This window comes from Citrobacter sp. S55_ASV_140, from assembly GCF_018919505.1.
GTDB lineage: Bacteria > Pseudomonadota > Gammaproteobacteria > Enterobacterales > Enterobacteriaceae > Citrobacter > Citrobacter werkmanii.
This window is the reverse complement of sequence record NZ_JAHLQZ010000003.1, coordinates 21,279-41,382: the sequence shown is the minus strand read 5'-3', so window position 1 is coordinate 41,382 and position 20,104 is coordinate 21,279. Positions and strand designations below refer to the sequence as shown.

General features: G+C 47.1%; 30 protein-coding genes. 27 read left to right on the top strand and 3 right to left on the bottom strand.

Annotated features, from left to right (window positions below; genetic code table 11):
* The first annotated feature begins 60 nt into the window (after positions 1-60).
* The 7 genes from KQJ18_RS24575 (at position 61) to arsC (ending at position 5,859) form a co-directional block, all read left to right on the top strand.
* On the top strand, positions 61-972 hold the full coding sequence (locus KQJ18_RS24575) for a DnaT-like ssDNA-binding domain-containing protein (protein WP_253297431.1): 912 nt from the start codon (positions 61-63) through the stop codon (positions 970-972).
* Complete coding sequence (locus tag KQJ18_RS01175) at positions 884-1,429, top strand: replication protein P (RefSeq protein ID WP_127785720.1); 546 nt, start codon at positions 884-886, stop codon at positions 1,427-1,429. The genes KQJ18_RS24575 and KQJ18_RS01175 overlap by 89 nt, the downstream gene beginning before the upstream one ends.
* Positions 1,430-1,552: 123 nt before the next feature.
* Positions 1,553-1,906: an As(III)-sensing metalloregulatory transcriptional repressor ArsR gene (arsR, locus tag KQJ18_RS01170; protein ID WP_038641375.1), complete on the top strand. Its 354-nt coding sequence runs from the start codon at positions 1,553-1,555 to the stop codon at positions 1,904-1,906.
* Positions 1,907-1,953: 47 nt separating this feature from the next.
* Positions 1,954-2,316: an arsenite efflux transporter metallochaperone ArsD gene (arsD, locus tag KQJ18_RS01165; RefSeq protein WP_038641374.1), complete on the top strand. Its 363-nt coding sequence runs from the start codon at positions 1,954-1,956 to the stop codon at positions 2,314-2,316.
* Between the two features lie 17 nt (positions 2,317-2,333).
* Positions 2,334-4,085, top strand: a complete 1,752-nt coding sequence (arsA, locus tag KQJ18_RS01160; RefSeq protein WP_038641371.1) for an arsenite efflux transporter ATPase subunit ArsA — start codon at positions 2,334-2,336, stop codon at positions 4,083-4,085.
* Between the two features lie 46 nt (positions 4,086-4,131).
* The gene (gene arsB, locus KQJ18_RS01155; protein WP_038641369.1) at positions 4,132-5,421 is read left to right on the top strand and encodes an arsenite efflux transporter membrane subunit ArsB; all 1,290 of its coding nucleotides are present in this window, start codon (positions 4,132-4,134) and stop codon (positions 5,419-5,421) included.
* A gap of 12 nt (positions 5,422-5,433) precedes the next feature.
* Positions 5,434-5,859 (top strand): glutaredoxin-dependent arsenate reductase, encoded by a 426-nt coding sequence (gene arsC / locus KQJ18_RS01150; protein ID WP_038641366.1) that lies wholly within the window; start codon positions 5,434-5,436, stop codon positions 5,857-5,859.
* A 67-nt stretch (positions 5,860-5,926) separates the two neighbouring features.
* On the opposite strand, the gene KQJ18_RS01145 is transcribed toward arsC, so the two are convergent.
* The gene (locus tag KQJ18_RS01145) at positions 5,927-6,223 is read right to left on the bottom strand and encodes a metalloregulator ArsR/SmtB family transcription factor (RefSeq protein WP_038641364.1); all 297 of its coding nucleotides are present in this window, start codon (positions 6,221-6,223) and stop codon (positions 5,927-5,929) included.
* Between the two features lie 100 nt (positions 6,224-6,323).
* Between KQJ18_RS01145 and KQJ18_RS01140 the strand changes: the two genes are divergently transcribed.
* The 7 genes from KQJ18_RS01140 (at position 6,324) to KQJ18_RS01110 (ending at position 10,583) form a co-directional block, all read left to right on the top strand.
* Positions 6,324-7,415: a permease gene (locus KQJ18_RS01140; protein WP_038641362.1), complete on the top strand. Its 1,092-nt coding sequence runs from the start codon at positions 6,324-6,326 to the stop codon at positions 7,413-7,415.
* Positions 7,416-7,701: 286 nt separating this feature from the next.
* Positions 7,702-7,935, top strand: coding sequence for a DinI family protein (locus KQJ18_RS01135; RefSeq protein WP_038641360.1), 234 nt, complete (start codon positions 7,702-7,704; stop codon positions 7,933-7,935).
* Between the two features lie 45 nt (positions 7,936-7,980).
* Positions 7,981-8,226, top strand: coding sequence for a hypothetical protein (locus tag KQJ18_RS01130; RefSeq protein ID WP_071681812.1), 246 nt, complete (start codon positions 7,981-7,983; stop codon positions 8,224-8,226).
* 129 nt (positions 8,227-8,355) lie between these two features.
* Positions 8,356-8,556 carry a hypothetical protein gene (locus KQJ18_RS01125; protein ID WP_038641358.1) on the top strand — a complete coding sequence of 67 codons (201 nt, stop codon included), beginning with the start codon at positions 8,356-8,358 and terminating at the stop codon, positions 8,554-8,556.
* A 2-nt stretch (positions 8,557-8,558) separates the two neighbouring features.
* Positions 8,559-8,918 carry a RusA family crossover junction endodeoxyribonuclease gene (locus KQJ18_RS01120; RefSeq protein ID WP_038641357.1) on the top strand — a complete coding sequence of 120 codons (360 nt, stop codon included), beginning with the start codon at positions 8,559-8,561 and terminating at the stop codon, positions 8,916-8,918.
* The gene (locus KQJ18_RS01115; protein WP_199952185.1) at positions 8,915-9,955 is read left to right on the top strand and encodes a DUF968 domain-containing protein; all 1,041 of its coding nucleotides are present in this window, start codon (positions 8,915-8,917) and stop codon (positions 9,953-9,955) included. The genes KQJ18_RS01120 and KQJ18_RS01115 overlap by 4 nt, the downstream gene beginning before the upstream one ends.
* A 13-nt stretch (positions 9,956-9,968) precedes the next feature.
* Positions 9,969-10,583: a hypothetical protein gene (locus tag KQJ18_RS01110; protein WP_038641354.1), complete on the top strand. Its 615-nt coding sequence runs from the start codon at positions 9,969-9,971 to the stop codon at positions 10,581-10,583.
* 754 nt (positions 10,584-11,337) lie between these two features.
* Here KQJ18_RS01110 and KQJ18_RS01105 read toward each other — a convergent pair.
* Positions 11,338-11,712, bottom strand: a complete 375-nt coding sequence (locus KQJ18_RS01105) for a FlxA-like family protein (protein WP_050592505.1) — start codon at positions 11,710-11,712, stop codon at positions 11,338-11,340.
* 144 nt (positions 11,713-11,856) lie between these two features.
* On the opposite strand from KQJ18_RS01105, the gene KQJ18_RS01100 reads away from it, so the two are divergent.
* From KQJ18_RS01100 to KQJ18_RS01060, 9 genes are all read left to right on the top strand, one after another.
* On the top strand, positions 11,857-12,045 hold the full coding sequence (locus tag KQJ18_RS01100; protein ID WP_038641352.1) for a hypothetical protein: 189 nt from the start codon (positions 11,857-11,859) through the stop codon (positions 12,043-12,045).
* Positions 12,046-12,198: 153 nt separating this feature from the next.
* Entirely contained in the window at positions 12,199-12,477 is a 279-nt protein-coding gene (locus KQJ18_RS01095) for a phage holin (protein ID WP_003832349.1), read from the top strand.
* A complete protein-coding gene (locus KQJ18_RS01090) occupies positions 12,449-12,997 on the top strand; it encodes a lysozyme (RefSeq protein WP_038641350.1) in 549 nt (182 codons plus the stop codon). Before KQJ18_RS01095 ends, KQJ18_RS01090 begins: the two co-directional genes overlap by 29 nt.
* Positions 12,994-13,521, top strand: a complete 528-nt coding sequence (locus KQJ18_RS01085; RefSeq protein ID WP_003841956.1) for a DUF2514 domain-containing protein — start codon at positions 12,994-12,996, stop codon at positions 13,519-13,521. Before KQJ18_RS01090 ends, KQJ18_RS01085 begins: the two co-directional genes overlap by 4 nt.
* Before the next feature lie 374 nt (positions 13,522-13,895).
* Positions 13,896-14,108, top strand: a complete 213-nt coding sequence (cspG, locus tag KQJ18_RS01080; RefSeq protein ID WP_003841958.1) for a cold shock protein CspG — start codon at positions 13,896-13,898, stop codon at positions 14,106-14,108.
* Between the two features lie 10 nt (positions 14,109-14,118).
* Complete coding sequence (locus tag KQJ18_RS01075) at positions 14,119-14,307, top strand: cold-shock protein (protein ID WP_199952228.1); 189 nt, start codon at positions 14,119-14,121, stop codon at positions 14,305-14,307.
* A 73-nt stretch (positions 14,308-14,380) separates the two neighbouring features.
* Positions 14,381-14,611: a hypothetical protein gene (locus KQJ18_RS01070; protein ID WP_032941334.1), complete on the top strand. Its 231-nt coding sequence runs from the start codon at positions 14,381-14,383 to the stop codon at positions 14,609-14,611.
* A 206-nt stretch (positions 14,612-14,817) separates the two neighbouring features.
* The gene (locus KQJ18_RS01065; RefSeq protein WP_003841960.1) at positions 14,818-14,991 is read left to right on the top strand and encodes an addiction module toxin, GnsA/GnsB family; all 174 of its coding nucleotides are present in this window, start codon (positions 14,818-14,820) and stop codon (positions 14,989-14,991) included.
* 269 nt (positions 14,992-15,260) lie between these two features.
* The gene (locus tag KQJ18_RS01060; protein WP_003841963.1) at positions 15,261-15,623 is read left to right on the top strand and encodes an HNH endonuclease signature motif containing protein; all 363 of its coding nucleotides are present in this window, start codon (positions 15,261-15,263) and stop codon (positions 15,621-15,623) included.
* 135 nt (positions 15,624-15,758) lie between these two features.
* Here the strand turns inward: KQJ18_RS01060 and KQJ18_RS01055 are convergent, their stop codons facing one another.
* On the bottom strand, positions 15,759-16,274 hold the full coding sequence (locus KQJ18_RS01055; protein WP_003841965.1) for a hypothetical protein: 516 nt from the start codon (positions 16,272-16,274) through the stop codon (positions 15,759-15,761).
* 232 nt (positions 16,275-16,506) lie between these two features.
* Between KQJ18_RS01055 and KQJ18_RS01050 the strand changes: the two genes are divergently transcribed.
* From KQJ18_RS01050 to KQJ18_RS01040, 4 genes are read left to right on the top strand one after another with little or no spacing between them, the layout of a single operon-like run.
* Complete coding sequence (locus tag KQJ18_RS01050; RefSeq protein WP_216421251.1) at positions 16,507-16,941, top strand: phage terminase small subunit P27 family; 435 nt, start codon at positions 16,507-16,509, stop codon at positions 16,939-16,941.
* Positions 16,941-18,662 carry a terminase TerL endonuclease subunit gene (locus KQJ18_RS01045; protein ID WP_038641344.1) on the top strand — a complete coding sequence of 574 codons (1,722 nt, stop codon included), beginning with the start codon at positions 16,941-16,943 and terminating at the stop codon, positions 18,660-18,662. The genes KQJ18_RS01050 and KQJ18_RS01045 overlap by 1 nt, the downstream gene beginning before the upstream one ends.
* The gene (locus KQJ18_RS24570; protein WP_038641343.1) at positions 18,656-18,835 is read left to right on the top strand and encodes a hypothetical protein; all 180 of its coding nucleotides are present in this window, start codon (positions 18,656-18,658) and stop codon (positions 18,833-18,835) included. Before KQJ18_RS01045 ends, KQJ18_RS24570 begins: the two co-directional genes overlap by 7 nt.
* On the top strand, positions 18,835-20,094 hold the full coding sequence (locus tag KQJ18_RS01040) for a phage portal protein (RefSeq protein WP_199950424.1): 1,260 nt from the start codon (positions 18,835-18,837) through the stop codon (positions 20,092-20,094). The genes KQJ18_RS24570 and KQJ18_RS01040 overlap by 1 nt, the downstream gene beginning before the upstream one ends.
* The last annotated feature ends 10 nt before the right edge of the window (positions 20,095-20,104 follow it).

Here is a 20,104-nt window from a genome sequence, read left to right as displayed (position 1 = left end):
CTGCTTACGGGTCCATTCACAGGGATTATTCCCGGGCTGTATAAGGCGGGAAGGGCGGCTATGGCTGAAGAATTAAACTGGGATGTCGAAGCCTTCGACTTAGCCTTAGGCGAAGCCATAGCGTTAGGTATGGTGGAAGCCGATCTTAAAGCCAGAGTTTTTTGGTTGCCTAACGCGGTGAAACATAACCCTCCAGCATCAGTGAACGTGATCAAATCATGGGCAAGATCGTTTGAATTACTGCCTGAATGTTCACTGAAAGATAAAGCATATGAAGCTCTCAAAGCCGCCTGCTACGGGGTTTCTGACGCTATGGGGACGGCTTTTGATAAGGCTTTCGCTTTGCCTAAGGATAAGGCTAAGTCTTTGGCTAAACCTTTGCCATCAGGTATCCAGAAAGCAGTTAGCAGTAAACAGATCTTAAACCCCTCTCTTAACGCGGGCGCGATGAAAAATCCGAATGGGGATGAACTGCCATCCCCGGCCATGCCCCGGTACCTGGACGGTGTTGATGAACCGATCGGGAAATTCAGCATGACAGATAGCTGGCTTCCCTCCAGAGACTTCCGACAGCGCGCTGCATCGTGGGGTATCTCCCTGCCTGAACCAGATTACCTTCTGACTGAACTCGCAGAATTCACCGCGTATTGGGAGTCGGAAGGGAAAGTTTTTACACAAATCCAGTGGGAACAAAAATTTGCCCGACATGTAGCCCGGGTGAGAACGCAGGTAAAACCAGAAACCGGAGGTAACAGTCATGTGGGAGCAGGATCAGAACCAACAGCATCCCGGGCAGTTCAGCAAATTCAGTCAGCACACGCAGAGTGGCGCCGCAGGAATGGACTTGATGACGACGGAAACAGCCTGGCGACTGTGGCAGGTCATGGGGGAGGTGTATTCGAACCGATGGACCCAGAAGAACGGGGCGGAGCCTTCGCCTATCTGGATAGCCCAGATAGGTTCGATGACTGAACCTCAAATTCGGCTGGTCTGTCAGCAATGCATGGAGCGCTGCGCGATGGGAAATACATGGCCGCCTGACCTGGCTGAGTTTGTTTCTCTGGTTTCAGAGAGTGGGGCGAATCCATTCGGACTGAAATCGGAGCAGGTTATGACGGAATACCGGCGCTGGCGCAATGAGTCATATCGGTATTCAGGAAGCGATAAATATCCATGGCCTCAGCCCGTGCTGTATCACATCTGCATTGAAATGCGCAGAACGGGCGTAGAACGACAAATGACAGAGGGGGAGCTGAAACGACTGGCAGAAAAGTTACTCACGAAGTGGTCGAAGCATGTTGGTAATGGACTAAGTGTCCCACCAATTCGACGTCAACTGGAAGCGCCGCGCCATCCGGCAGGACCAACGCCAGCACAATTACTGATAGATGAATACAGGCGTCGAAAAGCGGCAGGATTAACAAATTGAATAATGAACAATCAGTAAATCTGATATTAAAACCACATAGCCATCGTATTCGAATTTTCGAATGTGATGGTTGACGACACTCAACTATTGCAGGAAACTACGGAGAGAATTCAGGAGACTAAAATGGCTGAACTAACTTCTCTACAACTCTTCAAAAACCTTTCCGATGAAACTCGGCTGGGCATCGTGTTGCTGCTTAGAGAAATGGGAGAGCTATGCGTGTGCGATCTCTGTACGGCGCTGGATCAGTCGCAGCCCAAGATCTCCCGTCATCTGGCAATGCTCCGGGAAAGTGGATTATTACTGGATCGCAAGCAGGGCAAGTGGGTTCACTACCGCTTATCTCCGCATATTCCGTCATGGGCTGCTCAGGTAATTGAGCAGGCTTGGTTAAGCCAACAGGACGACGTACAGGCCATCGCCCGTAAGCTGGCATCGGCAAACTGCTTTGGTAGCGGTAAGGCTGTTTGCATCTAAAAAATTTGCCTGAACATATATGATTTTTCGAATGTGAGGTATTCAGAATGAAGACGTTAACGGTGTTTGACCCGGCAATGTGCTGCAGTACCGGCGTATGTGGCTCAGATGTCGATCAGGTTCTGGTTGATTTCTCTGCTGATGTGCAGTGGCTGAAAGGACGTGGCGTACAGGTTGAACGTTATAACCTGGCGCAGCAGCCCATGAGCTTTGTTCATAATGAGAAAGCGAAAGTATTCCTCGAAGCATCTGGAGCAGAAGGGCTTCCGCTACTGCTGTTGGACGGTGAAACGGTGATGGCTGGGCGATACCCAAAACGCGCTGAGCTGGCTCGCTGGTTCGGTATTCCGCTGGAGAAGGTAGGGTTAGCTCCCACCAGCTGCTGTGGTGGTAATACTTCCTGTTGCTGAATATGTCAGGAGGACATATGAAATTCTTAGAGAATATCCCGCCTTACCTGTTTTTTACTGGCAAGGGTGGCGTAGGAAAAACGTCCATTTCCTGCGCGACGGCTATCCGCCTTGCCGAACAAGGTAAGCGGGTTTTGCTGGTCAGTACAGATCCAGCCTCCAATGTCGGTCAGGTATTCGACCAGGCTATCGGTAACACCATTCGCTCTGTGACAGCAGTTACTGGACTTTCCGCTCTGGAGATTGACCCTCAGGAAGCTGCCCAACAATACCGCTCCAGAATCGTTGATCCTATCAAAGGTCTTCTGCCTGAAGACGTTGTTAACAGTATCAGCGAGCAGCTTTCAGGAGCCTGTACGACTGAGATTGCGGCGTTTGATGAGTTCACCGGCTTATTGACAGACGCTTCCCTGCTGACCCGCTTCGATCACATCATTTTTGATACAGCGCCGACGGGCCACACGATTCGCCTTCTCCAGCTTCCCGGTGCCTGGAGTAGTTTCATTGAAAGTAATCCGGATGGTGCTTCCTGTCTTGGCCCAATGGCCGGGCTGGAAAAGCAGCGTGAGCAGTATGCTCATGCGGTAGAGGCGTTGTCCGATCCTGAACGTACCCGCCTGGTTCTGGTTGCACGACTGCAAAAATCTACGCTGCAGGAAGTAGCCCGCACCCATGAAGAACTGGCCGCAATTGGCCTGAAAAACCAGTACCTGGTTATTAATGGTGTGCTGCCTAAAGCCGAAGCTGAACATGACGCGCTGGCTGCTGCGATATGGCAACGGGAGCAGGAAGCACTGGCAAATCTTCCTGCTGGTTTATCTGAGCTACCGAGAGATACCTTATTACTCCAGCCAGTAAATATGGTTGGTGTGTCTGCGTTGAAGGGGTTGCTGGATACCCGTTTTGATGCATTACCGCTCCCGGTACCGAACGTCCTGTACACGCCTGAAAACTTATCGCTCTCTGACCTGGTCGATGATATCGCCCGCAGTGAACATGGCCTGATTATGTTGATGGGCAAAGGTGGTGTAGGGAAAACCACGATGGCTGCTGCCATCGCCGTAAGGCTGGCAGACATGGGATATGACGTGCATCTCACCACCTCTGATCCCGCTGCGCACCTGAGTACAACGCTGAACGGCAGCCTCAAAAACCTGCAGGTCAGCCGCATCAACCCTCACGATGAAACCGAACGCTATCGCCAGCATGTTCTTGAGACGAAGGGAAAAGATCTGGACGAAGCAGGGAAACGGCTATTGGAAGAAGATTTACGTTCTCCCTGTACTGAAGAAATTGCCGTGTTCCAGGCTTTTTCCCGAGTGATTCGTGAAGCAGGTAAGCGGTTTGTTGTCATGGATACAGCTCCCACTGGGCACACGCTGTTGTTGCTGGATGCTACCGGGGCTTACCACCGAGAGATTGCCAAAAAAATGGGGGAGAAAGGTCATTTTACTACCCCAATGATGCAGCTTCAGGACCCGGAACGAACCAAAGTTCTGCTGGTCACTCTGCCTGAAACCACACCGGTACTGGAAGCGGCAAGCCTACAGGCTGACCTTGAAAGAGCGGGGATTCATCCATGGGGCTGGATTATCAATAACAGCCTTTCCATCGCGGATACGCGTTCTCCGTTGCTTTGCCAGCGCGCTCAGCAGGAACAGCCTCAGATTGAGGCTGTTAAGAATCAGCACGCTGACCATATAGCGCTCGTTCCGGTACTGGCTTCTGAGCCAACAGGTATTGAAAAACTCAGAGAGTTGGCGAGTTAATTTTTTGTTTATACAGGGCGGCAGATCCGCCCTGTCAGGAGGGTGTATGTTACTGGCAGGCGCTATTTTTGTCCTGACCATTGTCTTGGTTATCTGTCAACCGAAAGGATTAGGGATCGGCTGGAGTGCAACGCTGGGCGCGGGCCTGGCTTTGATTTCTGGCGTTGTGCATATAGGCGATATTCCGGTGGTGTGGAATATCGTCTGGAACGCGACAGCGACCTTTATTGCGGTGATTATCATCAGCCTGCTGCTCGATGAATCAGGCTTTTTCGAATGGGCGGCATTGCATGTTTCACGCTGGGGTAACGGTCGTGGCCGTTTGCTCTTTACCTATATCGTCCTGCTCGGCGCAGCGGTGGCGGCACTGTTTGCCAACGATGGTGCGGCACTTATTTTGACACCAATCGTTATTGCTATGCTGCTGGCATTAGGATTCAGCAAAGGTACCACGCTGGCATTCGTCATGGCAGCCGGGTTTATTGCCGATACTGCCAGCCTGCCGCTTATCGTGTCGAACCTGGTGAATATTGTTTCGGCGGACTTCTTTGGTCTGGGATTCACCGAATATGCATCGGTGATGGTACCGGTCGATATCGCCGCCATTATTGCCACACTAATTATGCTGCATCTGTTTTTCCGCAAGGACATCCCGCCAACTTACGATCTGGCCCTCCTAAAGAAACCAACAGAGGCAATAAAAGATACGGCTACATTCCGCACTGGCTGGATAGTTCTGATTCTCCTGCTTGTTGGTTTCTTCGTCCTCGAGCCGCTCGGTATTCCCGTTAGTGCGATTGCAGCGGTTGGGGCGATAATTCTGTTTGCAGTGGCGAAACGAGGCCATGCCATTAACACTGGTAAAGTGCTACATGGTGCACCCTGGCAGATCGTCATCTTCTCATTGGGGATGTACCTGGTAGTTTACGGTCTGCGCAACGCAGGGCTAACCGAATATCTTTCAGGTGTTCTGAACGTGCTGGCTGATAAAGGACTCTGGGCCGCGACGCTGGGTACTGGCTTCCTGACGGCTTTCCTGTCTTCCATCATGAACAACATGCCTACCGTGCTGGTTGGCGCTCTTTCTATTGATGGCAGTACCGCAACCGGCGTCATCAAAGAGGCGATGATTTATGCCAACGTGATTGGCTGCGATCTGGGGCCGAAAATCACACCTATTGGTAGCCTGGCAACGCTGCTCTGGCTACATGTACTTTCACAGAAGAATATGACCATCACGTGGGGATACTATTTCCGCACCGGGATTATCATGACTCTGCCTGTGCTGTTTGTAACGCTGGCAGCGCTGGCGCTACGTCTCTCTTTCACTTTGTAATGAGATACTGATATGAGCAACATCACCATTTATCACAATCCTGCCTGCGGCACGTCGCGTAACACGCTTGAGATGATCCGCAACAGCGGTAATGAGCCGACCGTTATTCTTTACCTTGAGACTCCACCTTCACGCGATGAGCTGGTCAAACTCATTGCTGATATGGGCATTTCCGTCCGGGCGTTACTACGTAAGAACGTCGAGCCATATGAGGAACTGGGTCTTGCCGAAGATAAATTTACTGACGACCAGTTAATTAACTTTATGTTGCAGCATCCGATCCTGATTAATCGCCCCATCGTGGTAACACCGCTGGGAACCAAACTGTGCCGTCCTTCTGAAGTTGTTCTGGATATCCTTCCTGATGCTCAGAAAGGGGCTTTCGCCAAGGAAGATGGCGAGAAAGTCGTTGATGATGCAGGCAAAAAATTGAAATAAGCGACAGGAGAGCCGCCTGTTATTTAGGCGGCTCCTTTATCAAATAAAAACAATGGATTGCCTCGATTTAAATCTTTGGACTGTTGATGCAACATTCTTCGCGTAGAAAATCAATAATCGACTCTAACTTGTCATATTGAGAAACGCAGATTAAGGAGCGGCTTTCGCGATTTTGTTTGACCAGACCTACGGAAACAAGAGCGGATATATGATGACTCAGTGTTGAAGATGGAATCGCAAGTTGTTTTTGTAGATCACCTACAGGTAAACCTTGTTCACCGGCTTTAACAAGGTGTTTGAAAATAAACAAACGTGTTGGATGTCCTAATTCTTTCATAGCTTTAGCTACTTCTTCTAGTTGCATGGTACCTTCCTCATCTATTGATATTTCGATAATACCAGAAATATGTTGATCTAACCTCAATAATTCGATTATTCTAGAAATATGGTTTATAGGGGGTTTCATGAATAGCTGGATTTCTATGTTTACTAACGCGGCAGAGATGTTCTTGTTTCTTGCTGTCGAGTTGTCTGCGCTTTTTTTTCTGATTAGTGCGGGTGTTAGCCTTATCAGGCAAAAAATTCCGGACCAAAAGATTCAAAGAATGTTAGGGGCGAGAAAGGGGAGAGGTTACATACTTGCATCGCTGTTAGGAGCTGTAACACCGTTTTGCAGCTGCTCTACAATTCCCATGTTACGCGGACTGTTATCAGCAAAAGCAGGCTTCGGTCCAACACTTACATTCTTGTTTGTTTCACCTCTGCTTAACCCGATAATCATTGGTCTGATGTGGGTTACTTTTGGTTGGAAAGTTACCCTGCTATACGCTGTTATAGCTGCAACAGTTTCCGTACTGGCAAGTATTTTGTTAGATGTGCTTGGTTTTGACCGACATATTGTCGAAACATCAAAACCGCTGGCTAGCTGTTGTGGTGTTAGCAGTGGAAAAACTCCTGAAACTAAACTACAGAGTGTTTCAGCTTGCTGCTCTGTATCAAATCAACAGGACATAGGGGCTAATAGTTGTTCTAAACCACAAGAAACGTTTAAGAGTTTCTCAGCATTTCGGGGCACAAATTGTGAATTGAGCTGCGAGACGGGCCAAACAAATAAACAATTCTTCCCGAAAAGTGTAGTAAGAGAGCCTGGTGCGATACGACTGGCATTTCAGGATGCCTGGACTCAATTTAAAGATGTATTACCTTATATGATGTTAGGTATTGTTATAGGGTCGTTTATCTACGGTTTTATACCTGCAGAGTGGATTGCTGCTCATGCTGGGAATGATAATCCGTTTGCGATTCCACTAAGTGCAATTATTGGAATACCGTTGTATATACGTGCTGAGGCAGTAATTCCGTTGGCATCAGTCTTGATGGATAAAGGCATGGGAACGGGAGCAGTAATGGCTCTGATTATTGGTAGCGCAGGAGCTAGTCTGACGGAAGTAATACTGCTTAAATCAATGTTCAAAACACCCTTGATTGCTGCATTTCTGACCGTTATTTTGGGCATGGCGATTATTATGGGATACCTGACACAGTTGTTATTTTGATTGGGTATGTTAGACAGAACCTGAAAAAGTTGCAGGGGGAGACGAGCATATGAAAGTTGCGCAATCAATCCCAATCAAAGCAGTTATCCAAATTTAAGGACGTTGATATCTCAATACTTACAATGGTGTCAAAACAACAAGTCCTCATTGGATTGAACCCGCTTCGGCGGGTTTTTTTTGCATCTCATTTATAGGCTAAGGTTAACAATTTGTGCTCTTAAGTCATTGATCATTTCAATGTATCGGTGTACTGTACAAATATACAGTATATGCAGTGGAGGCTAATATGAAAGTTGAACTAACCATTGATCGTACTAAAGAACTTCCAAAGGGAGCAGTTCCGGCGCTGGAGAAAGAATTGCTTAAAAGGTTGGGAAACCACTATGAGAATTGCAGCTTGAGCATACGACGTGCAGGCTCCGATGGTTTAAGTGTGTTTGGTGGTGACAAGGAAGATAAAAAGAAAATTGAGACTATCCTCCAGGAAACCTGGGAAAGTGCTGACGACTGGTTTTATTAATTATTTTGGGTGTTACTTTTATCCCGTTTGCATGGGGGAGTTTAAGTGAAAGAAAAATTAGGATTGCCCAAAAAAGGCTACGCAGTCATCAGATGTCACGATGGAGTCATCGTTGCCAGGCTGCAATCATTTCCTGAGTGTGAGCGCGCCCTGATGTACCGTCGCGGTAGCATGGTGTCTTTCATGCCTCTTCAGGATAATGAAATTATTGGTACACCTACGTTGTTTACCCAGATGCTGGAAAGGGCTGGTTATCGCGTTACCCAAAAATCTGTTACACTCCCGTCATAGGCCTGAACAACCTATACCTGCTGCGCCACAGGAGAAAAGCCCCATGGCGCAAGATCAATTCAAGCAATCCCTCATACTGACGTTAACCAACGCCAGCGATTTTCTTTTTGCCGCATCCAGAGGTGCGTTATGAAGAAAAGCTGGTTTCAACATACACATCTCACCACTGAGCAGGCTGACGAACTGGAAGCCAGCTATAAAGCAAAGCAGATTAAGACCGAGCGTAGTCTGGATAATGACTTTATTCACTGGACGATCAGCGCGTTCTTGCCGGAAGCATCTAAGCCTCCTCGCCAGGACAGAACCTGGCAACAGCGGATCTGGAGGTGAATGTGAAAGTCTACGATATCACCCCAATGGGCAAGCCCCGAATGACGCGCGCTGACAAATGGAAAAAGCGTCCTGAGGTTCTGCGTTACCGGGCTTTCTGTGATGAAGTTCGTCTGCAGGGTGTTGAGCTGCCGGAAAGCGGTTCGCATGTCACCTTTATGCTTCCGATGCCAGCGAGCTGGAGCAAAAAGAAACGAGCTGAGTTAAACGGTAAACCACATCAGGCTAAACCTGATTTCGACAATATGGTGAAAGCCCTGATGGATGCCATTTACGAAGATGATGCTCACATCTGGGATTCACGCGTCACTAAATTATGGGGAGAGAAGGGACAAATAATTATCGGGGAGATTGCAGAATGAGGGCGCTGCTGAAGCCGGTGGTTGCGCGTGAGCTTGGAATTGTACTGCTCAAACCGGGCAGTGAGCTGATGTCATTATTCAGTTGTGAACGTGTGCTGGTGGAAAGCCAGCCGGCAAGCATGGAAAGGTTGCCTGCTGGCCGTGTTCCTGACGTTCGCCAGCCGCTGGCCAGTGACGAGTCCCTGTGGCCGTTCTTCCTGGATGAAAAAGTTATAAAGGCTGCTGGTGGTTTTAGTGGTCTTGATTACTGGCTTCTGCGTTATGGCGGTAGCTGCTGCCAGTGGCCACACAGCGATTACCATTATCACGAGCTAACCACTCTGCGTCATGAACCTGGATCGGTTCTCCTGTGTGGACATTGTGATAACCATTTGCGTGACCACTACAGCGAACAACTTTCAGAGCTGGCGAGACGTAATGTTATTAACTGGGTTATTAACAGCATAATGGTGGCGCTGAATCTGGACCCTTCCAGAGAACTGTCGCTGGCGGAGCTTTGCTGGTGGGCTGTTCGTATGGGTGCTACCGACGCAATTCCCGAATCAGCAGCCAGCCGGGCGCTTCGTATTCCTTCGGAAGAACATCAGTCAGTCATGCGTGAATGCGATATCGAACCGGGTGTAACCGCCACCAGCATCATTACAGCCAGAGCCAACGCAGTAACCGTGAACATGCCACCAGCGCAAGTTCCAGCGATTAAACCCGTAGTCGGTGTCCTGGTAGATCCCGAGTCCCCGCAAACCTATATGAAACGTCCGAAGAGGATCCGTTGGGCGAACCCCAGATATCTTGCATGGATTAAAACACAGCCCTGCGAATGCTGCGGCAAACCATCCGACGACCCACACCATTTAATTGGCTGGGGGCAGGGAGGGATGGCAACGAAGGCGCATGATATTTTCGCGATCCCTTTATGTCGTCAGTGCCATACAGAACTACATAACGACCCGGTGAAGTTTGAGCAAAAATTTGTTCCTCAGCCGGTAATGATAATCAGAGTGCTGGACCGGGCTTATGGGCTTGGCGTTCTGGCGTAAGGAGAAGAACAGGATGACACCACGTCAACGCCGCAATCATTTTGAAGCACTTGGTAAAGCAGCTGCTGCGCCGCGTAAAAGCTGGCTGGGTAAATGTATCCTTCTTACGGGGATCCAGTCCGGATGGATTAAATCCTTGCTCACTACCTGGGGGGAAGGTGTGGGAGGAAAAACAGCACCACGTATGCCGCGAGGACACGCGTGCTGGAATGTGCTTAAGGGACGGAACTGGTCAGATAAGGCGTTAGAACGCTTCACCGCAGCGTTGAATCAGGCTCGTGAAGAGGGATTCCGTGGACAGCAGGCGATGAACAGGGCACATAGCATTCTCTGGCCACAGTCAACTGCCAGTGTGATTGATGAAGCTTTGCATAATGATGATGTCGATTTTGTTGAACAATGCGTACTGCAGGCACTGGATATAAACGATCCGGTTTATGTCGTTGGTCTTCAGTATTACACCACCCGAAAAAAAATCTCAGACATAACCCGCGAACTGCAGGCGATTGCGCCATGGTTAACCGACGGGGAGGCGAGAAAACGCGTGCGATGGTGCCTGGAAATATTCAGAGCAAAAACATTCCTTGCGGTTCGTAACCAGATGAGAGCTGGGTTAGAGGATGGTTGATCATACTAAAAGAGCAACTGAGCGGGAGACTGATGAGTCAGTAATCCGAAACAAAAAACCCGGTTAGTAGCCGGGGTAGCTGGTTATTAGCAACGATTCTGTTAAAACCGCTCATAAATCTCAATACAGATAATAGCCACAGAATAGAAGGGCCATAGAAAGGAGGTTATCAACGTATCAGCCAGGTCAAACTCGAGGCCGTGTACTCGATCCCCACGAACTAACAAAGCAAACATTGCGATGAAGCCCGCGATATATATGGCCAAGTAGTGATAAAGGCTTATGATAATTCCATTTATTAGGTTTGGCCCTGAGTCTACGTGCGATAACCACACAATTAAAATTGGTATTACAGATCGATTTTCATTTATCGATCGTCCAAAACGATCGTTTTGTAACGAATATCTCATTTGTTGAGTGATATTTGTACAAAACGTTGATGGAAATTAGCTATAAGTGCTTTGTGATGTAAAAACGTTTGAAAACGGGCCAACAAAGTGAATAATTAATTCATGCTTGGCAGAGCTGCGCCACGATGGCAGCGACGAAAAGCGAACAATTTGAATATAACGAGAACCCCGCCAGCGCGGGGTTTTTGCTTTCCGGCGATACGACAGGGGTATTCGCGAGGTGCATTGCACCAGTACCCCTGTCATATCGCCGAGCTGAAATCGTTAACTTGAAAACAAGTTCTCACAATGCTCCAATGCTTTTTCGTTTCTAGCTCAGAGGAAAAATGAGAGGGGGGCAACTGCTAAACGTAGACATCAATATTTTTAGTATTATTCCCTGCAACGTTCGAACTTGATTTGTCACTTACCGTAGGTAATGCTCCCGATGCCATTTGGTTTTTTTCTGCTTCTTGTTTTTGTAATTGAGCAATTTTTGCATATATAGACTCGATTTGCCTTTGAATCATCTCCATCTGCTGTTTAAGCAGTTTTGCCTCATCTTCGGAGGTTACTTCATTTATTTTTGAACCCATGGCGCTGAGTTCTTTTGTCAACTCACCAATTTGTTTTTTCAGGTTTTGAATTTGTTGTGAAACAGAGTTGCCAGTACTTGAAGGTGCTTGTTTTACTGTGCTTTGCAGTATGTCCTGACCCAAAGTGCTAACTGTCATGCTCATGGTGGTTCCTCCGGCCTTACATTTATTACCCATTATCGTCATCTTTCGAAATTACTTTATTAGCAAAGGTTAAGTTGTGGCTTCCTGCACCACAGCATTATTTGTGCTGCTCTATACTATCTGCTGAGTATCGCGGAGGAGTTTATGAAAGAAGGGTATTACTGGATTCAGCATGTCGGAGTTGTACAGGTAGCGTACTACACGAATGACACTGTTGATGATCTGGAATCGGGTAAAACAATCACAGGTGTCTGGCATCTGACCAGAGGCGATGACATTTGCCATAATGGTGAAGCAGAGGTGTTAGTAGGTCCTCTTACTCCACCAATGTAAACAATCTATTTTACTTAGGGGCTGCCGCATGGCGGCCTTTTTCATTTCAGGCTCACGGGAATCATCCGCTACGTGCTTTGTTGATAAATCCAGCCCGTGTAGCCTGACCCTTTAATCACACAAAGCGCCATCCGAAAAATCGGAGGTGAGGCTATGACCAGAATGAGCACCATTTACAGCAGACTTTCATATGGAACAGGCACCACGCTGACCGGCTGCGGTGTATCAGCGAAGGCATATGCCGAAACTGCAAAAACAGCAAAAGAGGTGTCCTGGATGTTGGCCGACAGAATTGCAGGGTTAAGCCTGAGCGACTGGGCAATTATTGTCGGGATCGCATGCACTGTTATCACCTGTGCTGTGAACTGGTATTACAGGAAAAAGGAAAGGGAGGACCGGCTTAATGGCAATGTCACAAAAGCTGAAGAATAAACTGAGTGCAGCGGTCGTTGGTTTGATTCTCGCCGGGGCTTCCGCTCCTGTGATTCTCGATCAGTTTCTTAATGAGAAAGAGGGTAATAGCCTTACGGCATATCGCGACGGTGGCGGACTCTGGACCATTTGCCGTGGCGCCACGATGGTTGATGGTAAGCCGGTAGTTCAGGGCATGAAGCTGTCTGCTGAGAAATGCGCCCAGGTGAACGCCATAGAACGCGACAAGGCGCTGGCGTGGGTAGAGAAAAATATCCAAGTCCCGCTGAGTGAACCTCAGAAAGCGGGTATCGCTTCTTTCTGCCCTTATAACATCGGTCCCGGAAAATGCTTCCCTTCCACTTTCTACAAACGGATCAATGCTGGCGACCGAAAAGGAGCCTGTGAAGCGATCCGCTGGTGGATTAAAGACGGCGGACGCGATTGTCGCCTGACAAAAGGTCAGAAAAATGGCTGTTACGGTCAGGTAGAGCGACGGGATCAAGAAAGTGCGCTGACGTGCTGGGGGATAGACCAGTGAATAAAATATTTGCTGTGTTGCTGCTGGTGGCCGGTGCGTTTCTTGCCGGAAGCGTCTGGAGCGACCGTGGCTGGCAGAAGAAATGGGCGGAACGCGACAGCGCTGAATCCTCTCAGGAAGCTAATGTCCAAATTGTCGCCCGCATTATTGAACAGGGGCGAATTATTGCCCGTGATGAGGCCGTTAAAGATGCACAAGCACAAGCCGCTAAAGCAGCTGCTACTGCTGCTAGTCTGTCTGTTACTGTTAGCCAGTTGCGCAACGAAGCAACCAAACTTGCCATCCACCTGGACGCCGCAAAGCACACCGCAAATATTGCCGCTTCCGCCAGAAGCAAAACAGCCGGAGCCGACGCCACAATGCTTGCCGACATGCTCGGAAGTATTGCAGCAGAAGCTAAATATTATGCTGAGATTGCTGACGACCGCTTCAATGCCGGATTGACTTGTGAAAGCATTTATGGGGCCATAAGGAATACTAATAGTGGACCGCATAGAAATATGCTGAATAAAGCGAAAAATTAAGAGGTTAGTACTTTTTATAGGTACTACATTTGAATTGTCCAATGAATGAAATACGACTCATCCGTGAGTCAAAAATCCCTGACAACTTAGGGTGATAGATAAAGGTCTTAAGCAGCATGGCATAATTTTCAATTTTAGCCATTTAAAATAATTTTTATGTTCAAAATCATGGGTGATTTACTTACAAAACTAAACCTTGCTATGTTTGGTTAATCATGCGTTAATGAATCTCTGGTTTGTTACGAATTTATCTGAAGCAGTCACTGTAATAATTTTATTTCTTGTTCCTGTTGAGATTTCCTTGTTAGCTTTTCTCTCTGATAATTTTTTTCGGACCATTCTGCCCAAGGGCTCACTCAATTAAGGTAATTATTATGTCTAATAAAATGACTGGTTTAGTTAAATGGTTCAATCCTGAAAAAGGTTTTGGGTTTATCACCCCTAAAGATGGCAGTAAAGATGTGTTTGTACACTTCTCTGCTATCCAGAGCAATGATTTCAAGACACTGAATGAGAATCAGGAAGTAGAATTTAGTGTTGAACAGGGACCTAAAGGCCCCTCAGCAGTTAATGTCGTGGCTGTATAAGGGTACTGTTATTACTAACAATATTCACTTCAGATGCCCGTGTTGTCACGGATCTCAGTACAGAACGTCAAGCTTTGATGTTACTGAAAAAAATCCTTTCGGAGCAAAATGTATTTTTTGCAAATCAACAATGATAACATTTGATAATGTTGCACTATACATTCATTCTAGTCAGACTTCGTTAGATTTTAGAAAATAAATTTCAGGCTCCTTATGGAGCCTTTTTTGTATGCTTAACCGTTCATTTATGTAAGAACCATCACGGTATAATTATGAAAAAAGTAATTGTTTTTTTTAACTCCGAACCAGCAGTAGTTGTATCCGTAATGAAGGGTATTACAACGATAATGCGTGAGTTTCCTAATGGGGAAAAAGCTCATCTACCCGTGATGTCTGCGGGATTTCCATCTCTGACAGGAGACCATAAAATAGTTTATGTAGCCTCCGATCGTGATGTCAGTTCCGAAGAGATTCTCGAAGCAGCATCGAAGCTTTTGAAATGATATCTGATGGTTTCGTTATCGACCCAGATTTCAGCTCAGCGGTTTGTGTGGTTTGTGAGCTATTATTGTATGAGGATTGTACTGCAACCTCTTGATTATTGGGTCTTTCCATTCTATCTTTTAAGCATGTCAGCGCTTTTAAAAGTGCTCCATGGGGAATGTAACATGCCTGGCGTGGATATGTTAGAGATCAAGAGAGGTAAACAATGAACGTTGAAGATTTAAAAAGAAAAACTGAAGCGGATATTTCTGAATTCATTACGAAAAAAATTATTGAACTCAAAAAAAAGACAGGAAAAGAAGTTTCCGACATCCAGTTTACTGCCCGTGAAAAAATGACTGGGCTTGAAAGCTATGATATTAAAATTACATTAATTTAATAGTTATAAGACTCAATTCGAGTGAAAAAGCATTACCTTTCAAGGTAATGCTTTTTTATTTCTGTCATAAAATTAAGAACGTTGTCAAAGCCTTCGCTTCTATGCATAGATTTTCTGCCTTCCTTTTAACGGGGCCTTCTGGCGAGCTCGGCTGTAACGGGCGACAATCGCAGAGGCTCTTTCTATTTATGAAAAAATTCAGCTAACGACCGTTTCCGTTTTCTTTCCTCATACTAAAAAATTTGTATCTAATAAACAGGATTATACCGATGCCAGCACGCGCTAAACGCCCATGCCGACACAAAGGGTGTGCGGCAATCACCAATGATGTCAGCGGATATTGTGACCAACACCGACAGCAGCATGCTGGTGACGGCTGGCGGAGTTATCAGGCAGGAAAGAGCAGACAAGAACGTGGTTATGGGCGGTCCTGGGAAATCATACGGGAGCGTATCCTACAGCGTGATCAATTCCTGTGTCAGAACCATCGCCGGCAGAAGATAGCGAAGAAAGCGACCAGCGTTGACCACATAATCCCAAAAGCTCATGGCGGTACTGATGACGATTCCAACCTTGAGTCGTTGTGCTGGGAATGCCACAGAGCAAAGACAGCAAGAGAACGTATTCGATGATAATATTCACTGCTGTAATGCATAAGAACAGTTTCTACATTCATGCAGATACCCGGAAGGAATTTTGGGTGTTTTTAAGTAAAACACTGGGATGGGGCAAATTTGAGTTAATTTGCCCCTCTGACGAGTTTAGCCCTACTGGAGGGTTGTTTGAATTAGTCGAAGTGCGTTCGGCAGATTCAGAACCCCCTGAGTCAGTAACTGTAGGGTCAAATGTTTTATGGCGTCTCCCGGAAGCTCTCGGAGTTTTGAAATCAATCCCTTCTTCTGATCTTCAGATATATTTGCGACACGGATTATATCCTCAAGGGCAACAATCGTGTCATTGTGTAACCGAACGGTTTGAACCTTAAGGATCGCACTTAAGCCGCCATCATCAAGAAGAAAATCAATTCCTTTCTCTGTAATGTTGCAGTATGGGGCGTTGAAAATAAAATCAACGCCAGCCATGGTTTCGCTGCGTACGAAGGGTGTAGAAACAAGACTATGCATTTCAAGATATAGCATGCACGCCACAAAGTGATCATAGTTATCAAACTTCTCAATGAGGTCTCGCTCCTGTGCCTTGTTTAAAGAGTTGGGAGCACAATCTATAAGAGCGTTGAGGATCTCAAGTTGTAAGGCTCTATCATATTTTCTAGTTTTATCCATTTCTTAGACTCCATCGTTTATTTATTGAGATTAACTGAAGACACTATGCTGAACATCCTGATGGATGACCAGTATCTGCTTTTGCATGCTTTCTTGCTGTCATCTTCAAGGGGGAGGGGGGATCAAATCCCTGCCCCCTTTCGCGCTTCAGGACTGCCGCCTGAAGGCCATTTTTGCACGTCATAAATAAGGATCTTTTTTCCGGTAGGTTTCACCTATTAAAAGAGGAGTTATGGCTGGTGGAATTCGATCGTCTGAAGGGGGGAGAAAACCCATCTTACCCACCGGGCAAAAAAGTAAATTAACCCGAATTGCACCTCCTGCAGAGTTAATGGGGGAGGCTGCTATAAGAATGTGGAAGACCCAGAGCAAAATCCTGATCGAAAGAGGCGTATTTGAACTTGAAGATGCCCCCTTACTTTTAGCCTACTGCAATGCCTTCCATCTCATGCTTGAAGCTGAAAAATTACTGGCTTCAGGGCTGACAACTGAAAGTGAAATGGGAGGATTAAAAAAACATCCTGCAGTTAACGTCCGAAATGATTCAGTTTCCCAGATTGCCCGTCTGGGCTCACTTCTGGGGTTAGATCCGCTCAGCCGTATCAGAATGACCAGTGGCAGAAATGCTCCTGACGATGACGGGAATGAATTTGATGAGTTTGACTGATGGCTACATATCCGAACGTCAATGCAGCGAACCAGTATGCAAGAGATGTTGTTGGCGGGAAGATCCTTGCTTGTCAGTTAACTGTGCTTGCCTGTCAACGGCACCTTGATGATTTGGAACGTGCGAAGGATCCTGCCTGGCCTTACCGGTTTGATAAAAACAAGGCCGAGCGATTTTTGCGCTTTGCTCAGAAGATGCCTCATACGGCTGGTGAATGGGCCAGGAAGAAACTACGCATAGAATTTGAGCCCTGGCAAAAGTTTGCTCTTGGTGTGCCATTTGGTTGGGTTAATAAGAAGTCCGGATTCCGCCGTTTTTCTGAAATATATATTGAGGTTCCCAGGAAAAATGGGAAGTCTGCAATTGCAGCTGCCGTTGGTAATTATATGTTTTGCGCTGATGGAGAACATGGTGCAGAAGTGTACTGTGGCGCCACTACAGAAAAACAGGCCTGGAAAGTCTTCTCTCCCGCTTTACAAATGGTAAAAAAACTCCCTGCATTGCGACAAAAATACTCAGTCAAACCCTGGGCAAAGAAAATGACCCGTCCGGATGGCTCTGTTTTTGCGCCAGTCATCGGCGATCCTGGTGACGGCGATTCCCCTTCATGTGCAATTATTGATGAATATCACGAGCACCAAACAGATACTCTTTATACGACTATGACAACAGGAATGGGGGCAAGGGAACAACCTATCACTCTGATCATTACAACTGCGGGTTATGACATTACTTCTCCGTGTTATGAGAAACGTGCTCAGGTGGTGGAAATTCTACGCCGGAATCGGGTGGGAGAAGAAAACGAAACGATTTTCGGTATTATTTACGGTCTTGATGATGATGACGACTGGACAAAACCTGAAGCATTAATCAAAGCAAATCCAAACTTTGGCATTTCCGTAAAAGAACACTTCCTGCGCGCAAAGCAATTGCTTGGAATATCTAACCCCAGCCAGACGAACAAAATTCTTACCAAGCATTTTAACCGGTGGGTAAGTGCCAAGACGGTTTTCTATGATCTGCAAAAATGGATGGCTGCAGCGGACAATAGTCTCAAGTTGTCTGATTTCGCCGATGAAGATTGCTGGTTGGGGATAGATCTTGCGTCCAAGGTTGACCTGAATGCGGTCGTACCAGTATTCAGACGGGAAGTGGATGGTATTACGCATTTCTACTGTGTAAGTCCGATGTTCTGGGTGCCTGAAGATACGGTTTACTCACCAGATCCCACATTGAAAACCACTTCTGACCGCTATCAGTCATTTGTTAAACAAGAGGTTCTGATACCGACAGAAGGTGCGGAAGTGGACTATCGGCTTATTTTTGAGTCAATCCTTCAATTACGTCAGCGTGTAAAAATCGTTCAGTGTCCTATTGATCCTTACGGTGCAACATCATTACGACACATGCTTGAAGAGGAGGGGCTGGAGCCAGTTGAGATCAGGCAAAACTTCACCAACATGAGTGACCCTATGCGTGAAATTGAGGCCGCGCTGGCATCAGGACGTTTTCATCATGACGGCAACCCTATCATGAACTGGTGCATCCAGAATGTTATTGGGCGTTATTTGCCTGGAAGCGATGACATTGTCCGCCCCGGCAAGGAGGGGAAGCAAAATAAAATTGATGGTGCTGTAGGATTACTTATGGGGATCGGACGGGCCATGCTGAACAGTACAGTAAGTAAATCGGCTTATGATGAGGAAGATATTACATGTTAATCACAGTCCTGAGTTTTATTCTCGGCCTCGTTGGAGTCGGCTTATTGTCGACCGGTGCCTGGCTTATTTCACCCTCCGTCGGCTTTATTACTGGCGGTTTGATTTGTCTGCTGTGGTCGTTTTTAATTGCGAGATCCTTATCTACAGGATTTCACAAACCAGGGGGTGAGTAATGTTTATCCCCCAGATGTTTCGGGGTAAATCGCGATCAGGAAGTGGATTCTGGGAAACCATGCTGGGAGGAGTGAGTTCGAGTCAGAGTAAGGCTGGGATAATCATAACTCCTGAAACTGCGATGGCATTATCAGCTGTTCGGGCATGTGTAACTCTTCTGGCTGAATCTGTAGCGCAACTGCCGTGTGAGCTTTACAGACGAGGTGCTAACGGAGCCCGTAAGCGAGCTACTGACCACCCCGTTTATGATCTTGTACATTCCCAGCCTAATAAAAAGGACACCTCTTTCGAGTATTTTGAGCAACAACAGGGCTTGTTAGGGCTGGAGGGCAATTGTTACTCGATTATCGACAGGGACGGGAAAGGTTTCCCGAGGGAATTAATCCCGGTTAATCCCAAAAAAGTCATCGTCCTGAAAGGGCCAGACGGGATGCCCTATTATGAACTCCCCGAAATTGGCGAAACGTTGCCAATGCGCATGATTCATCATGTGAAAGTATTTTCGCTCGACGGTTATATCGGCAGTTCTCCAATCCAGACAAATGCGGATGTACTTGGGTTAAACCTGGCTGTGGAGGAACATGCTGCTCAGGTTTTTCGTCGAGGTACGACGATGAGCGGTGTTATTGAGCGTCCAAAAGAAGCTGCGACAATCAAAAACCAGGATGCAATAGACAGACTGCTGGCAAAGTGGACGGACAGGTATTCCGGCGTCAGGAACGCATTCTCTGTTGCATTGCTTCAGGAAGGGATGAGCTACAAACAGCTATCTCAGGATAATGAGAAAGCGCAGCTGTTACAGTCCCGTCAATGGGGCGTGGAGGAAGTGTGCCGGCTCTATAAAATCCCGCCTCATATGGTGCAGATGCTGGCGAAAGCCACAAATAACAACATTGAGCACCAGGGGCTGCAGTTTGTGATGTACACGCTGTTGGCCTGGCTGAAGCGTCATGAAGGCGCATTAATGCGCGATCTGCTTTTACCCAGCGAGCGCGGTGATCTGTACATTGAATTCAATGTTTCTGGCCTGCTGCGCGGGGATCAGAAGTCACGCTATGAATCTTATGCCTTAGGCCGCCAGTGGGGCTGGTTATCGGTTAACGACATTCGCCGCATGGAGAACCTTCCACCTATCGCCGGAGGGGATAAATACCTGACGCCTCTGAATATGGTCGACAGTAAACAAATCTTACCTGGCAATAACGAGCCAACAGCTAAACAACTGGCAGAAATCGAAACTATTCTGGCCAGAGCCTGATTATCCCCCG